Below are 14,942 nucleotides of genomic sequence, written 5' to 3' on the forward strand. Positions count from 1 at the left end.
GCACCTGAAGTGAATCCACGGGTGTAAATCTGAAGCCCCGCCAGGTGAGACCTGGCGGGGCTTCAGCATGGTCTGACGGCAACGGTGACGGCAAGGTCAGCGGACGAGCGTTGCCGCAGGCGGCTCGGCAGGGGGTTCCGCCGGCTGCCGTCCGGAGCCCAGGCCGCGTAGTTTCCCATGTGGGTGCCCACCTGGGTGGCGGTCCCGGTGGCCGGATCGACCAGCGTCGGGCCGTCGGTGAGGATCTTGCCCTCGGTGCCCGGCCAGGGCCCGGCGTCGGCGGCGGCGCCCGGAGCGCCGGCCAGGGTGCCCACCGCGGCGAGCGCCGCCGCGGTCGCGAGCGCCGCGGCACGGCGGCGCGTGAACTGTCTCAAGTTGTTGACCCCCCATGGATCACGAACACATGCCCCGCACAGGGGCGGAGTAACTGTAGATGCCACGGAGACGCATGGGAACAGAGTTCCGGGGGAAGGGCATCACGTTTCGCATGCGGCCGCTCGCCCCAGCAGCAGCTCCCGCTCGTTGCGCGCGAGCCCGGCGGTCCGTAGGAACTCCTCGCGCGCCTCCGCCGTACGCCCGAGCCGGGCGAGCAGGTCGCCGCGCAAACTCGCGCCCGGGCCGATGAGTTCGCGGCCGTCCTGGAGGACATCGCCACCAACGGCCTGCCCGACCCCGAGCAGTGCACCCCCTGGGAAGACCTGCGCGAGCAGCACCTGGCCCGGCTTGTCAAGCAGAGGCCGGCCGTCGCCTGATGCCCCCTCACCCCCGTGGTTTTGTACGTGGGAGCGGACACCACTTGTCGCTCAGAGCGGGGAACGCCCGGATTTCCCAGAGGGCAGTGTTGCTGGGTTCTGGCAACACCCGGGGGCTTGCGGTGGGAGCCTGGGGGTGCTCTGCGGGATGAGGGTGCGATGGCGCCACCGAAGTCCAAGGTCGATCTGTACGCGGCGATCCGCCGTGATGCCCGGGCGGGGATGTCCTACCGGGCCTTGATGCGCGAGCACGGCGTCGGATTCCGCACGGTCAAAGCGGCGTTGGAGTCGGTGTGGCCGGAGCCCCGGAAGAGACCACGCCCCCGGGGAACACGGCTGGATGCGTACAAGTCGTTGATCGACCAGATGCTGCGGGTTGACCTGGACGCCCCGCGCAAGCAGCGCCACACCGTCAAGCGGATCTTCGACCGGCTGGTCGACGAGCACGCGGCGGAGGGGGGTGACCTATCCGATGGTCCGGGCCTATGTCGCCGAGAGGCGCCCGCAGATCAAGGTCGAGGCGGGCCGCGGACCGGTGAACGCGTTCATTCCGCAGACCCACCGGCCCGGGGCGGAGGCGGAGGTCGACTTCGGGGACGTGAAGGTACGCCTGGCCGGTGAGCTGGTCACCTGCTACCTGTTCGCGATGCGGCTGTGTTACTCGGGCAAGGCGGTGCACCGCGTCTTCGCCTCCTGCGGCCAGGAGGCGTTCCTGGAGGGCCACGTCCACGCTCTCAGCGTGCTGGGCGGCGTCCCGACGGGCAAGGTCCGCTACGACAACCTCAAGGCCGCGGTCGCCCGGGTGCTGGGCTCGCGGGCCCGGGTGGAGAACGAGCGATGGACCGCGTTCCGCTCGCACTACGCCATCGAGGCCGCGTACTGCCTGCCCGGGATCGAGGGCGCCCACGAGAAAGGCGGGGTGGAGGGGCAGATCGGCTGGTTCCGCCGTAACCACCTGGTCCCGGTCCCGGAGGTCGCCTCCCTGGCCGAGCTGAACGTGATGATCGAGCAGTGGGACGCGGCTGACGAACGCCGCCGGATCGGCTCCAGGCCGCGGCCGGTGAGCGAGTACTTCACGGTCGAACGGCCGTTGCTGCACCCGTTGCCAGGCGAACCGTTCGAGACCGGACGGCTGTTCAGTCTGCGGGTGGACCGTTTCAGCCAGGTCAGTGTCCGCACCAACCGCTACTCGGTGCCGGTGCGGCTGATCGGCCGGACGGTGCGGGTCATGCTGCACGCGTCCGAACTGGTGGTCTACGACGGGCAGAAGGAAGTCGCCCGGCACGAGCGCCTCATCGCCAAGGGTCAGGCCCGACTCGTGCTGGACCACTACCTGGAGGCCCTGGTCAAGAAGCCCGGCGCCTTTCCCGGCGCGACCGCCCTGGAACAGGCGAAGTCCGCGGGCAAGTTCACCCCGGTCCATGACGCCTGGTGGGCCGCGGCCTGCAAGGCCCACGGGGACCGGGACGGCACCCGGGCCCTGATCGAGGTCCTGCTGCTGGGCCGCCATCTCACCCACGAGTACCTGGTCGCCGGACTCGCCACCGCCCTGCGGGCCGGCGCTTTGACCGCGGACGCGGTCGCACTGGAGGCGCGGAAGGCAGCCGAGGCCGACGACGTGGACGAGCCCCCCATCCCCGCCCGGTCGGACCGGGCGACGGTGACGTTCCTGACCCAGCGGCGACTGGCCCACCTGCCGCCCGACACCCGGCCGCCGCCCTCGGTTGCGGCCTACGACCAGCTGCTGAAAACCCGGCAGCCGGCCGACCGCCCCGCCATCCAGGGAGAGATGCCGTGACGTTCCAACGCCACCGCGGGCTGACCGAACAGGCCGCCGACGCCGCCGTCGACCAGGCATGCCGCATGCTCAGGCTGCCGACCATCCGGGCCCAGTTCCCCGACCTGGCCGAAGCCGCAGCCCGCGACCAGATGTCCTATCGCGGGTTCCTCGCCGAGCTGCTGATGGCCGAGTGTGACGACCGGGCCCGTCGGCGCTCCGAACGGCGGATCAAGGCCGCCGCCTTCCCGCGGGAGAAGTCGCTGCGGGGCTTCGATTTCGAGGCCAACCCGCACATCGACCCGGCTGTCATCCACACCCTGGCCACCTGCGACTGGGTCAAGAAGGGCCTGCCGCTCTGCCTGATCGGCGACTCCGGCACCGGCAAGTCGCACCTGCTCATCGCTCTTGGCACCGAAGCCGCCATGGCCGGCTACCGGGTGCGCTACACACTCGCCACCAAACTGGTCAACGAACTGGTCGAGGCCGCGGACGAGAAGGTGCTGACCAAGACGATCGCCCGCTACGGGCGCGTTGACCTCCTCGCGATCGACGAGCTCGGATACATGGAACTGGACCGCCGCGGCGCTGAGCTGCTGTTCCAGGTGCTGACCGAGCGGGAGGAGAAGAACAGCGTCGCCATCGCCTCGAACGAGTCGTTCGGAGGGTGGACGAAGACCTTCACCGATCCGCGGCTCTGCGCGGCCATCGTCGACCGCTTGACCTTCGGAGGGAACATCATCGAGACCGGCAGCGACTCCTTCCGCCTCGCCAGCACCAGGGCCGCCCAGGCCCCAAAAGCCACCACGAGCTGATCAGTCCTTGTTCTCTCCAGCAGCGGCTTCTTCGCCGTGCCGTGTCAGGTCAGCTGTCGAGGGATCGAGTTCGTCGGCAGTACGGGCGCTCCGGGTGGGAGAAAACGTCAGCACAAGTGCCTGGATGACTGCTCCGGACAGCCCGATCCACAGGGCGAAGCGATAGCTGACCTGGTCGGCGATTACTCCGCCAAGTGGTGCACCCACCGCTACCATTCCCCAGTTCATCGAGCGGATCGTCGCGTTCATCCGCCCGCGCAGCCGATCGGGTGTCACCGCCTGGCGGTAGCTCATCTCCACCGGACTTTCGACGCCGATGGCCAGGGACACGAGGAAGAAGCCAAGCGACACGGAGGCGAGCGCCCACGGTCCACGCTCGGCCAGGACCAGAGGCAGCCAGCCGACGGCGGCGAGCAGGCGGAAGGCGACCAGAGTGGCGCCGACGTCCAGTCTTCTGACCACGCGACCGGAGAGCGCACCGCCGAGTATCACGCCGACACTCGCGAAGGCGTAGGTGACCCCCAGACCGAATTCCCCGATCTTGAGGCTGTGCAGGGCGAAGACCACGAAGACCGTGCTCACCATGCTGTTGAAGAGGAGCATCGCGTGCGAGGTCAGGGCGATGGACGCCAGCGTGCGATGCCGGTAGACCCATGCCACCCCCTCACGCAACTCGCTGCCCAGACTGCGCCGCGCGCCTCGATCAGGGACGGGGTCGGGTGCCTTCACCGAGGCGAGCAGCAGGCCGGACATCAGATAGGTGAGGGCGTCCACCAGCACGGCAAGCGGCGCTCCCATGATCTTGATCAGTACCCCGGCGAGCAAAGGGCCGGTCGAGCCGGCCACCGCGTCGGCCTGTTGCACACGCGCGTATCCCGCATTGAGCAGCTCTTTTGGTACCAACTGGGGCACATACGACTGGTTCGCCGCCTCGAACAGCAAGGACAACACCCCGAACACGAAGACGAACATGCACAGCGCGGGGACGTTGAGCCGATCCAGCGCATACAGCACCGGTATCGCACCGAGCAGGACTGCCCTGCCAAGGTCCGTGGCGACCATCATCGGCTTGCGCCGCCACCGGTCCACCACGACCCCGGCTATGAGCCCGAACAGCAGATACGGAACCCAGCGGGCGGCATTGACGATGCCCACCTCCGTGGCCGACGCGCTCAGCACGACGGCCGTAAGGATCTGCAACGCCAGCCCCGTGACCTGAGAACCGAACGCAGACACAGCCGAGGCGGTCAAGAAACGTACGTACCCAGGGACTTCCACCAGGCGCGGCATGATCGGACCGTATCAGCGAAGATCACCGCCGGACGACGGCGGAACAAGTCACCCAACGACGGCAGACATGCGCCAGCGTTGTCGGCTCTCATCGACATTTCCGAGCGATCTGATCGTTAAGTGCTGCCCAAAACCAGCGATAAACGTTGCCCAGCTTCGCTTACAAAACCAAAGAACCTCGGCGAGAGGACCAAGTACGAGTTCTGGAACTCGGGCAACGACATGAACCAGCTCCTGCGTACCACCACTGCCGGCGCGTCGTGACATCCCACATCCCATGACCGCCGAACGCGTGGCGCTGAACCCGGACCTACTCAGCTGCCCCCTGGTCGGCAGGAGCTGAGCGAACCCGGCAGGTCAACGCCCCGCAGTGACGCGCAGAAGGGCCCCAAGAGCGCCGCGGCCGCCCTGCCCTCGCAGAACCTGACTCTGGCGAGGGCCCGGACCGCTGGCGACGGGCCCCGACGATCCCCCCGTCGGGGCCCGCTTGCCGTGCAGCCTGTACCTCTGGACACGCATCACACACAGATGCCCTGAGTTCGCCCTAGAGTCGAAACAGTGTTCCATTTATGAAGGGTGCCGGGATATCGTCGCGTTCTGAGAGATCTTGTACGGAGGTGCCCCGGATGGAGAACCCTGCACGCCGAGGCCGTCCCCCGGGCGTTCGGACTGCCGAGGGGGAGTTGACAGACCGCCAGGCGGCAATCGTCCGTTGCATCACCGAGGCTGTCCTCCGGCAGGGCTACCCACCGTCGATGCGAGAGATCGGGCAGGCCGTGGAGCTCGCCAGCACCTCCTCGGTCGCCTACCAACTGATGGCTCTCGAACGCAAGGGCGTCCTCTACCGTGACCCGCACCGCCCCCGTGCCTACCGCGTACGACCGTCGTGGGCACCCGACCTCGGAGGGCGGGGCGAAGCCCCCGTCGACGTGCCGCTCGTCGGCCGGATCGCCGCCGGCGCACCCCTGCTCGCCGCCGAGATGGTCGAGGACGTCTACTCCCTGCCCCGCCAAGTCGTCGGCGAAGGCGATCTGTTCGCACTCACCGTCTCCGGCGACTCCATGATCGATGCCGCGATCTGCGACGGCGACGTCGTGACCGTACGGCGTCAGGACAGCGCCGACCACGGCGACATCGTCGCCGCACTCCTAGACGACGAGGCCACAGTGAAGGTCCTTAGGCGCCAGAACGGACGGGTTTGGCTGATGCCCCGCAACCCGTCCTTCGCACCGATCCCCGGCGAGACTGCGCGCATCCTCGGCAAGGTCGTCGGTGTCCTGCGGCTGCTCTGAACAGAAAACCCTTGGATAAGAGCCGTTCGACCATGCCACGCTGACTCCCATCGAAGGGGCGTAGCTCAGCTGGCCAGAGCGCCGGTCTCCAAAACCGGATGCCGCAGGTTCGAGTCCTGCCGCCCCTGCCAGAAGACGTCGGCTAGAACGAGCCGAGGACTCCACACGCCGGCGGCACACCGACCCCGCGCCGAGCGACTCATCGACAGCTCCCGCCGCGGGCCACTGTCAGACCTAGCAGCGAAGATGCCCCATGACGATCACCATGCAGAGCTACGCCCTCACCTGGACCGACGCCGACGGCGTACCCCGCGCATCCGCCGTCTCCTACGACCAGAAATCCGCCGAACACCGCAAATCCGAACTCGAGAAGGCCCACGCCACCGACATCGAGATCCTGCCGATCAAGCCCGGCGAACTGCCCGAACCCAAGGCATGACATGCAACTGGCCGCCCCCACGGCTCCCTGGGCGGCCGTCCGATCGAAAGCAACCACAGACTGGATGATCGGTAGGCGGTTCCCACAAGGCGGACCGCACCCTCAGACCTCGCGGAGACCGCATGAGTGAAAGCAACGCCCACCCCCTCGGCATAGAGCCGCCCATCCCCCATCTCATAGACGGCGCGGACGAAGAGGAACTCACAATCAACCTGGGGCTGGGACTCGTCGCCCGAAAGGCCTCGGAGGCTGAGTACATCCTGCACGGGATCTACGTACACCTCGTCAAGGCGGAGAAGGCCTACAGCGAACGGGCAGTCGATACTGGCGGCGCGCTCGTCCGGCAATGCCGAAAGAAGCTGGGCGAGGCCACCCTTGCCGACTCGTGTAAGACGTCGCTCACCAAAGACCTGGACGCTGCGGAGGAAGGGTTCCGCCTACGGAACCGCTACCTGCACGGCTACTGGATCTACGACGACGAGTCCTACCAGTGGCTCACCTTGAAGGGAGCCCACCACAGTCAGCGTCCCGAGATCACCTTCACCGACAGCAGCGAAGTGTGGGAGCTCGCCGAGCGCTTCCAGAAGCTCTGCTCCAGCCTGCTCCACTGGGACACCGCCCACTTCGGCGAACTGGCCGACGACGAGGACGGCCACCAGGGCCTGGTCTCGCGCAAGCGGGTCTGACCCTCGGCGCGATACGGCTGGACGATCGGTTCGTGGGGCTGATGGTCGGACAGCTGGACATCGAGGCGTCTTTGCGTCTCGCGGGCCTGGACGACGTCGATGACGTCTGAGGGCAGCAGCCTGTTTGGTCACGTTCGACGCCAGACCACACCCTGCTAGTGCAAGAGTGGTGATATGTGCGGTCGATACGCCTCCACTCGCAGCCCACAAGAGCTGGCCCCGCTCTTTCAGGTGCCCGACGTCCCAGCGAAGGAGACCCTCGCGCCGAACTGGAATGTCGCCCCGACCAACGACGTGTGGGCGGTCCTCGAGCGCGCACCCCGCGGCGAAGAAGACACCGATGCGGTGCGGCGGGAGTTGCGGCCGCTGCGCTGGGGGCTGGTGCCGTCGTGGGCGAAGGACGTGAAGGTCGGCGCACGGATGATCAACGCGCGGGTGGAGACGGTGCACGAGAAGCCCGCCTACCGCCGCGCCTTCACCCGGCGCCGCTGTCTGCTGCCTGCCGACGGATTCTTCGAGTGGGAGCAGATCAAGGACCCGGCCACCGGCAAGGCCCGCAAGCAGCCGTACTTCATTCACCCCGAGGACGAGCAGGTGATGGCGCTCGCAGGGCTGTACGAGTACTGGCGCGACCCGGCCGTCCAGCAGGATGACGACCCGGCCGCCTGGCTGATGACCTGCACCATCATCACCACCGAGGCCACCGACGCGGCCGGCCGCGTCCATCCCCGCATGCCGCTCGCTCTCACGCCCGACCACTACGACGACTGGCTCGACCCCGGCCACCAGGATCCCGACGAGCTGCGGGCCCTGCTCGGCCAGCCGGCCGAAGGCCACCTTCATGCCCGGCCCGTCTCCACCGCCGTCAACAACGTCCGCAACAACGGTCCCCACCTCCTCGACGCACTCGCCACCTGACGCCTGCCTGTCCTTGCGTTGCGCGGTGCAGACGAGTTCGCGTCGATAACGAGCGCGTTGGGGCCGGGTGTGGCACGGTGGACTCAGGCTGGCTCCGTCGCTTTCCCCCGTAGCGACGGAGCCAGCCTCACTCTGTGCTCCCGCGCGCCCGCTCCGTTGCGAAGCGTTCGTCGGATACCTGGCGCAGGTCGGCATACATCCGTAGCCGCACACCTGGCTGTCCGCATCCCGGGTGGTGGGCTCGGCGGGCGTCGTTGCCCAGAGGCGGGCGATCGCCGCATGGAAGGCGAGCACGGTGGCATCGTCGATGCCTGCCACGTCGATGACGAGCAGGCCCGGTTCGGACAGGTGAGTTTCTTGGATCGGGTCCACGTCTGTCAGTACGTGCTCGGCACGGCGCAGGTTCTGCGCCAACCGCGGATTCACCCGACCGGGGCACTGTCAGTGGCGGCATCTACCGTCAGGGCATGACCAGTTCGCCGAACTCCCCTGACCAAGCGTGGGTGTTGAAGGTCACCATCTGGGCGGCGCCGGCCGCCGATCTGCAATGGAAGGCGCAGCTGAACCGGCTCCGCCCTCTCGCATCGTTCGACGACACCACCAAGACGTGGCAGACCCGCCTTGGCGCGCTCGATCTGGAGGGTCTGAACGTGTTGCAGGCCCTCCTTGACGCTGCCAGCGCCCATGGCACCCGGGTGCGTCTGGAACCCGCGCCCGTTCCGGAATTCTGGGACGGCCCCGTCCTCACGAGGGGGCCGGACGTGGCCGCCCTGCTGGAAGCACAAGCCGGCCAAGGGCGACCGCTCGGTCAGTTACCTATGGCCTGATCCTCCACTGCCTCCGAGAGCGTCAGCCGCTCACTCTGAAGCGGCGGAACACGTCCGGGAGGAACTGCTGCAGAAGGGCCTGGGCGGCATCGAGACGCTGAAGTTCGTCGTGCCCGAAGCGGAATACGTCGTACCCCCTGAGCTTGAGATCTCGGTCAGCGGCGACCATGGCCGCGTACTTGCCTGTATCCGGAGTGCGACCGCGGTCGCGGGTGTAGTGCTGTGATCCGTCGACCTCCAGGACGACGCGCTGTCCGTGCGGCAGAAGCAGGAGGAAGTCCATGCGGGAACGCAGCAGCGCCTGAGGGCCGCGTTCCCGAACGGTCCTGTGGTCCCAGTGCAGCCACACTTCTGGCAGGAGAGCGGGATCGGCGGGGGAAGGCCCGAGGATCTGGTGGTAGGCGACGAAGAGGTTCTTCTGGCCCTCCGAGTTGTCCGGCAGGCTCTTGAGCAGTCGTTGGTAGAGGTCCCCTCTGGCCTCGGTCTCACTTTCGATCTCGCGGGTGTCCTGCCACCAGGCATGCAGATCACGCCAGCGCAGGCCCTCGATAGGGATCTCACGGTCATAGACGAGGGTGTCGTCCGGGTTCCCTCCAACGATCTCGATGTCGTTGTCCACCGAGGACCGGAAGCGGATGTCCGGCTTGGTGGACGAGGCAAAAATGATGTTCTTCGGCCGCCGGCTGCCGGGCAGTCGCGTCGACACCACGGTGAACACGGGATAGCCGCCATCGTTGCCGGTCACTCTCAACTCGACCCCGGTAGCCCGGAGATGACCGTTGATCGTGTCAGCGGTTTTCTCCTGGAGCTGCTCATCGAGAAGGACGTCCGCTGATACCAGGCCCTCCAGGAAGCGGGCGCACCTGGCGTCCCCGGCCTCGAACACCCCGAGGTTGTCGAAGAGATCTTCTGCCGACCAGTCCCCAGAGTTGCGGAAGACGTGCCGTTCGATGCGGTCTCTCACCGTCACTGGACGCATACCGTTCAACACCAGGCCCTCCAACTCCTCGAAGGAGAGGCCCGAATCTTCGGCTATCCAGAGTCGTTCAAGTAGCCGCAGGAAGCGATCATGGTGCCGGGCCAACTCCGACAAGTCCAAGGCGCGCGCAAGCTCACGGCGGGCCTTCTTGGGTATCTCCGGCGGTGCGTCCTCCTCCCACAACAGGTCCTCGAGCCGGTAGCGGAGCGACGGACTCACGTGGACCTGGCTCTGTTCCAGGATGCGCCGCGTGACCTGCGGTAGCTCATCATCGGGCACCTGGCTGAAACTCAGCTCAATCCGGTCGCGCTTGCTTCCGGCATCGTCAGGGACCGGTGGCATTCCCAGCTGCTCGAAGGCCGGGTTCAGCTCGCGGTGCGTCAGGCTTCCAAGGCCACCGATAACCTCGCCGACCAGTGAGCGAAGCGCTGAGCGATCCCGGTTGTCAGCCATGCCCAGATGGTCGCAGAGACCACGAGGATCCGGCAGAGGCACCCTGACGCAGTCCATGAGACACGCCTGAAGTGTGTGGAGCATCTATGTCGCACGACGTCCACGCGTAACCTCTGGACGACCGCCTGTGTCCTGCTGCCGGGCTGACGGCGGATGGGAGTTGATAGCGAGGGCGGCGGGGTAGATCACCTGGTGCCCGTAGCGGGCTCGGGCGCGATCGGCGACGGCTTCGATCGCAAGGGGTTTGTCGTCGCCGGCGTCGAGGGTGAGCTGCCGCGTGGCCCGGTCGGCGGGCTGAAGGGCATCGGCACGCAGCGCGATGCTGCGGACCCGGGCGCGCTGGAGACCGAAGGAGTCGTACACGGCGTACGCCGCGCGGGCCAGGAGGACGGTGTGCTGGGTGGCTTCGGGCAGGGTCCTGCTGCGTCGGGTGGCACTGAGATCGGCGTAGCGGACCGTCACGGTCACGCCCGTGGCGATCTGGTTGGAGGTGCGCAGGCGGGCCCCGAGGTCGTCGGCGAGGGCGAGCAGGACGCGCCGGTGGGCGGCCGGGTCGAGTTCATCGCGGGTAAAGCGGTGCTCCGCGCTGAGACTCGCCGGGGCCGGTGTGGGGTCGACGATGGTGGTGTCGCGGCCGTGGGCGTGCTCATGGAGGGCGCGTCCGGTGCGGGCGCCGAGCAGGCGCTGCAGTGTGCCCTGGGGGACGTCGGCGACGTCGCCGACGGTGTGCAGGCCGTACTCGGCGAGCGTTGCCGCTGTCTTCGCGCCCACGCCGGGCAGCTCCCGTACCGGCCGGGGCCGCAGGAAGGCGGCGATGGCCTCGGGACGGTCGTCGATGATGGTGCGTCGGCCCGGTGGGGTGAGGGCGCAGGCCATGGCGGCGAGCATCCGGTTGCCCGCACAGCCCGCAAAACTAGGCAGCCCGAAAACGGCGAGGACACGCAGCTGGACCACTTCGATCAGGGCCCGGGCGTCTCGCTGCCAGTAGGGGAGTGCGCCGGTGAGGTCGAGGACGGCCATGTCCGGCTCGATCATCTGCACGCGGGGCGTGATGCCTTCGAGCAGGTGTCGCAGCCGCTCGGCAAGTTCGGCGTCGGGTTCGGCCGGGAGATCGAAACGCAGGTGGAGGATGTGACGGCCCATAGTGATCACCCCGCGCTTCCCTGGCTCCGGTGGCCGAGCCGGCGCAGGTCTGCGGAGCGGGTGCCGGCGGGCTGGAGGTCGGCGTACGGGTGCAGGCGGGCCCCGGCGGTGCCGTCGGCGAGAGTGCGCTGCGGGGTGGCCGAGCCTGCGGGGGTGGGGGAGGGGGCGGTGCGGCCGAGAAGGTCGAGGGCGGCCTGGGGCCCGTGGTCGCGGCGTGCGGCGGCCACCTCGTCCAGATCCCAGGCCATCTCGCCGACCACGGTGCGGCGCGGGCCGCGGGCCTCCACCGTGCCGCGGACCAGCAGCAGCCCGGAGTGGAAGACGGTGTGCGCGCAGGCTTCGTGGGAGTCCTCGAAGAAGGCGATGTCCACCAGGCCGGAGCCGTCCTCCAGGGTGCAGAAGATGACCCGCTTGCCGGACGGGATGGGCGGCGTCTGCGTGGAGGCCCGCACTCCGGCGACCAGCACCGTCTGACCGGGCACCATGCCGCGCAGGTGCGCGGCGTCGGTCGCGCCGAGCTCGCGCAGCAGCCGGTGGTGGTGCTCCATCAGGTGCCGGCTCACATCGATGGAGAGGACCTCGAGTTCGGCGCCGAGCTGGTCGCGGCTGGTCATCTCCGGCAGGCCGCTCGGGGCCGCGGCCGCGAGCTCGCCGCCCAGCGGCAGCTGCCCGTCGGTGGCGGTGCGGTTGCGGGACTGCCGGTGCAGTTCGGTGGCCTGCAGCAACAGATCGCGCCGGGTCAGGCCGGGGGAGAGGGCAGCGAGGGCACCGATACGGATCAGGCGCTGGGCGAGCGGCAGGGACGGGCGGGCACGCAGCCACAGATCCTGCAGCCCGGTGTAGGGCTGGCCGGCCACCAGGCGGGCGGACTCCGCCTCGCTGATCCCTTTGACCGTGGAGAACGCCAGGCGCACCCCGAAGCCCTGTCCGGTCTGCTCCACGCTGTGCTGCCCTCGGGAGTGGTTGACGTCGACGGGCAGCACGGGGATGCCGTGGCGGCGGGCGTCGGCGACGATGACCCGGCGCGGCCACATGCCCGGATCGTGCTCCAGCAGGCCCGCGTACAGATGCGCCGGGAAGTGCGCCTTGAGATAGGCGGACTGGAGGGCGGGGACGGCGAAGGCGACCGCGTGCGCGCGGCAGAAGCCGTAGGCGCCGAAGGAGGAGACGGTCTCCCACACCTCGTCCAGCACGTCCTTGGTGTAGCCGAGCTCGCCCGCGGTCCGGCGGAACCACTGCTCGACCCGGGGGAGACGGTCAGGGTCGGCCAGCGCGCGGCGGGCGACATCGCCGGCGGCCCGGTCGCACCCGGTCATCCGGGACAGGATGGCGATGATCTGCTCATGCCAGATCACCACGCCGTACGTATCGGACAAGATCGGCTCAAGGTCCCGGTGCGCATACACCGGTTCAGCGCCATGGCGGGCAGCGATGAAGAGAGCGGGCATGCCCCCGCTGACAGGTCCGGGCCGAAACAGGCTGATGTCCGCGATGACGTCCTGCATATGGCGCGGCTGCAGTCGGCCCACCAGGTCCTGCTGGCCAGGGCTTTCGAGCTGGAAGAGGCCGACGGTGTCAGAGGCCCGGATCATCTCGAAGGCCTTCTGGTCGTTCAGGTCGACGTGGTCGGGGTTATCGAGATCGAGCAGGCGTCCGGTCGTGCGGCGGATCTCGGAGACCGCGTACGCCATCGCGGACTGCATGCGCACGCCCAGGACGTCGAGTTTCAAGAGCCCGAGATCTTCCACGTCCTCCTTGTCCGCTTGCACCATCGGGTAGCCGGCCGGGGTCGGCTGCACAGGAAGCCTCTCGAGCAGCGACGCATTCGAAAGGATCACTCCACACGGGTGCATCGCGTAGCCGCGCGGCAGCGCGTCCAGGCCTTCGGCGAGCTCCCACAGCGGCCCGAACTTCCCCGCCTCAGAGGCAAGTTGGCGTAGTTCCGGCAGTTCGGCCAGGGCGCCGCGGATGTCCCGGGCCCGGATGTGCGGGAAGCTCTTGGCGATCTCGCCAATGACCTGGGGCGGGATCCCGAGGGCGAGGCCGGTGTCCCGCAGGGCGTGACGGGCCCGGTAGGTCTCGGGCATGCCGGTGACCGCGGTCCGCTCCTTCCCGAACCGCTTGATGATCGCGTCGTACACCTCCAGGCGCCGCTCGGACTCTACGTCGAGGTCGATGTCCGGCAACGACGTACGCCGCTCGCTGAGGAAGCGCTCGAAAAGGAGCCGATGCTCCAGAGGGTTGGCGGTGGCGACGAACAGCGCGTGATTGACCATGGAGCCGGCGCCGGAGCCGCGCGCGGCGACCCGGATCCCCAGCGCCCTGGTGTCCGCGACGACCTGGGCGACGGCGAGGAAGTACCCCTCAAAGCCCAAGCGGCCGATGACGTCCAGCTCGTATCGGAGCTGCCGTACGGCGCGCTCGTCGCGGTCCAGGCCGCGGGCGACCATGCCGGCCTCGCAGCGCTGCCGCAGCAGCCGCATCGCGGAACCCGGCTCCGGGCCTGCTCCCACCACGGCCGGTTCGGGGAAGTGGGGACGGCCGAGCCCGAGATCGGCCGGAGTGAGGGTGCAGGACTGGCCGGTGGCTTCGGTCTCGGCCAGCAGACGGACGGCGCGCGCGGGGGCGTCGCCGACGGCCTGGGCGATCCGCTCGGCGGCCGCCGCCATGATCTCGGGACCCTTCAGCCAGCGTTCGCCGCTGTCCAGGTGCCGGCGGTCGACGGGCCGCAGCAGCCGGGCCGCGTCGAGCACGTCCGCGAGCCGGTGCTGGCCGGGATCGGCGTAGCGGACCGCATTCGACAGGACGGCGCGGACGCCGATCTGGTCGGCCAGACCCACGGTGCGCGCGGCCAGCCGCAGGGAGCCCGCTCCCGTGCCCTGCCGGCCCAGATACACGGCCTCCAGCCGCAGCCGCTCTCCGGCCAGCTCCCGCCACGGCACCAGCAGCTGCTCGGCCACATCCGGGCGGCCGGCGGACAGGGCCCGCACCGGCTCGGAGGCCGGGCCGAGCAGCACCGCCAGGTCGTCATCGGCGTAGGCGCGCAAGGTCGCCCACGACACGACCGGCGACGTTCCGTCGGCCACGGCGTGTGCGGCGGACACCAGGCGGCACAACCGGGCCCACCCGGCCGCGTTCTGCGCCAGCAGGGTGATCCGCAGCGGCGGCTCGATCACGTGCGCGCCGCCGCGCACCGGCGTAGGCGACCGTGCGGCGGCCGGGTCGGGCGAGCTGAGAGAAGCGACAGCGACGTCCACGCCGAAGACGGGGCGGATACCGGCGGCCGCAGCGGCGGTGGCGAAGCGGACCGTGCCCGCGACGGTGTCTCGGTCCGTCAGCGCGAGCGTCGTCATCCCGCGCTCGGCAGCACGTTGCATGAGAGCACCGGGGAGCGAGGCGCCGTAGCGGGCCGAATAGCCGGAGGCGACGTGCAGATGAGTAAATCCACCGCTGCGCACCTCCTGCCTCTCGTTCGCCCCTCCCCTGACCGGTGTCCCTCCAGGTCTCCACCATAACCGAAAACCGAAAATTTGTTCGACGTCGTCGTGGTGTGGCGCTCTCTTGTGCCACC

The 14,942-nt window shown here is 68.8% G+C and carries 12 protein-coding genes, 1 tRNA gene and 2 pseudogenes; 8 read left to right on the forward strand and 7 right to left on the reverse strand.

Features of this window, described 5'->3' with window-relative positions; genetic code table 11:
* Positions 1–62: 62 nt before the first annotated feature.
* The gene (locus CRP56_RS46315; RefSeq protein ID WP_257042474.1) at positions 63–374 is read right to left on the reverse strand and encodes a hypothetical protein; all 312 of its coding nucleotides are present in this window, start codon (positions 372–374) and stop codon (positions 63–65) included.
* A gap of 102 nt (positions 375–476) precedes the next feature.
* A complete protein-coding gene (locus CRP56_RS46320) occupies positions 477–713 on the reverse strand; it encodes a hypothetical protein (protein WP_097276284.1) in 237 nt (78 codons plus the stop codon).
* A gap of 198 nt (positions 714–911) precedes the next feature.
* Between CRP56_RS46320 and istA the strand changes: the two are divergent.
* Together istA and istB are read left to right on the forward strand one after the other, a co-directional pair.
* Positions 912–2,550 (forward strand): annotated as a pseudogene (gene istA / locus CRP56_RS46325) (IS21 family transposase).
* Positions 2,547–3,344, forward strand: a complete 798-nt coding sequence (istB, locus tag CRP56_RS46330; protein ID WP_097276286.1) for an IS21-like element helper ATPase IstB — start codon at positions 2,547–2,549, stop codon at positions 3,342–3,344. Before istA ends, istB begins: the two are co-directional and overlap by 4 nt.
* Here the strand turns inward: istB and CRP56_RS46335 are convergent, their stop codons facing one another.
* Positions 3,345–4,634 (reverse strand): MFS transporter, encoded by a 1,290-nt coding sequence (locus CRP56_RS46335; protein WP_097276288.1) that lies wholly within the window; start codon positions 4,632–4,634, stop codon positions 3,345–3,347.
* 626 nt (positions 4,635–5,260) lie between these two features.
* Here CRP56_RS46335 and lexA point away from each other — a divergent pair.
* The 5 genes from lexA (at position 5,261) to CRP56_RS46360 (ending at position 7,969) form a co-directional block, all read left to right on the forward strand.
* Positions 5,261–5,926: a transcriptional repressor LexA gene (gene lexA / locus CRP56_RS46340; RefSeq protein ID WP_179851431.1), complete on the forward strand. Its 666-nt coding sequence runs from the start codon at positions 5,261–5,263 to the stop codon at positions 5,924–5,926.
* A 54-nt stretch (positions 5,927–5,980) separates the two neighbouring features.
* A tRNA-Trp gene (locus CRP56_RS46345) sits at positions 5,981–6,057 on the forward strand.
* Between the two features lie 122 nt (positions 6,058–6,179).
* On the forward strand, positions 6,180–6,365 hold the full coding sequence (locus CRP56_RS46350) for a hypothetical protein (protein WP_097276292.1): 186 nt from the start codon (positions 6,180–6,182) through the stop codon (positions 6,363–6,365).
* 122 nt (positions 6,366–6,487) lie between these two features.
* Entirely contained in the window at positions 6,488–7,051 is a 564-nt protein-coding gene (locus CRP56_RS46355) for a hypothetical protein (RefSeq protein WP_097276294.1), read from the forward strand.
* A 174-nt stretch (positions 7,052–7,225) separates the two neighbouring features.
* Positions 7,226–7,969, forward strand: a complete 744-nt coding sequence (locus tag CRP56_RS46360; RefSeq protein WP_097276297.1) for an SOS response-associated peptidase — start codon at positions 7,226–7,228, stop codon at positions 7,967–7,969.
* Between the two features lie 279 nt (positions 7,970–8,248).
* Here the strand turns inward: CRP56_RS46360 and CRP56_RS49210 are convergent.
* Positions 8,249–8,395 (reverse strand): annotated as a pseudogene (locus CRP56_RS49210) (DUF6207 family protein); the annotation flags it as partial.
* 41 nt (positions 8,396–8,436) lie between these two features.
* Between CRP56_RS49210 and CRP56_RS46370 the strand changes: the two are divergent.
* Entirely contained in the window at positions 8,437–8,796 is a 360-nt protein-coding gene (locus CRP56_RS46370; protein WP_143665042.1) for a hypothetical protein, read from the forward strand.
* A 22-nt stretch (positions 8,797–8,818) separates the two neighbouring features.
* Here CRP56_RS46370 and CRP56_RS46375 read toward each other — a convergent pair whose 3' ends face one another.
* From CRP56_RS46375 to CRP56_RS46385, 3 genes are all read right to left on the reverse strand, one after another.
* Positions 8,819–10,228, reverse strand: coding sequence for a hypothetical protein (locus tag CRP56_RS46375; RefSeq protein ID WP_097276324.1), 1,410 nt, complete (start codon positions 10,226–10,228; stop codon positions 8,819–8,821).
* A gap of 84 nt (positions 10,229–10,312) precedes the next feature.
* A complete protein-coding gene (locus CRP56_RS46380) occupies positions 10,313–11,371 on the reverse strand; it encodes a DNA polymerase Y family protein (protein WP_097276301.1) in 1,059 nt (352 codons plus the stop codon).
* A gap of 5 nt (positions 11,372–11,376) precedes the next feature.
* A complete protein-coding gene (locus tag CRP56_RS46385) occupies positions 11,377–14,829 on the reverse strand; it encodes a DNA polymerase III subunit alpha (protein ID WP_097276303.1) in 3,453 nt (1,150 codons plus the stop codon).
* Between the last annotated feature and the right edge of the window lie 113 nt (positions 14,830–14,942).

The organism is Streptomyces sp. TLI_55, assembly GCF_900206255.1.
In the GTDB taxonomy this organism is placed as follows: Bacteria; Actinomycetota; Actinomycetes; order Streptomycetales; family Streptomycetaceae; genus Streptomyces; species Streptomyces aquilus.

Excerpts from the sequence above, each read along its gene's own strand:
- CRP56_RS46335 (WP_097276288.1), bottom strand. The coding sequence starts at position 4,634 with ATGCCGCGCCTGGTGGAAGTCCCTGGGTACGTACGTTTCTTGACCGCC.
- lexA (WP_179851431.1), top strand. The coding sequence starts at position 5,261 with ATGGAGAACCCTGCACGCCGAGGCCGTCCCCCGGGCGTTCGGACTGCC.
- CRP56_RS46350 (WP_097276292.1), top strand. The coding sequence starts at position 6,180 with ATGACGATCACCATGCAGAGCTACGCCCTCACCTGGACCGACGCCGAC.
- CRP56_RS46355 (WP_097276294.1), top strand. The coding sequence starts at position 6,488 with ATGAGTGAAAGCAACGCCCACCCCCTCGGCATAGAGCCGCCCATCCCC.
- CRP56_RS46360 (WP_097276297.1), top strand. The coding sequence starts at position 7,226 with ATGTGCGGTCGATACGCCTCCACTCGCAGCCCACAAGAGCTGGCCCCG.
- CRP56_RS46370 (WP_143665042.1), top strand. The coding sequence starts at position 8,437 with ATGACCAGTTCGCCGAACTCCCCTGACCAAGCGTGGGTGTTGAAGGTC.
- CRP56_RS46375 (WP_097276324.1), bottom strand. The coding sequence starts at position 10,228 with ATGGCTGACAACCGGGATCGCTCAGCGCTTCGCTCACTGGTCGGCGAG.
- CRP56_RS46380 (WP_097276301.1), bottom strand. The coding sequence starts at position 11,371 with ATGGGCCGTCACATCCTCCACCTGCGTTTCGATCTCCCGGCCGAACCC.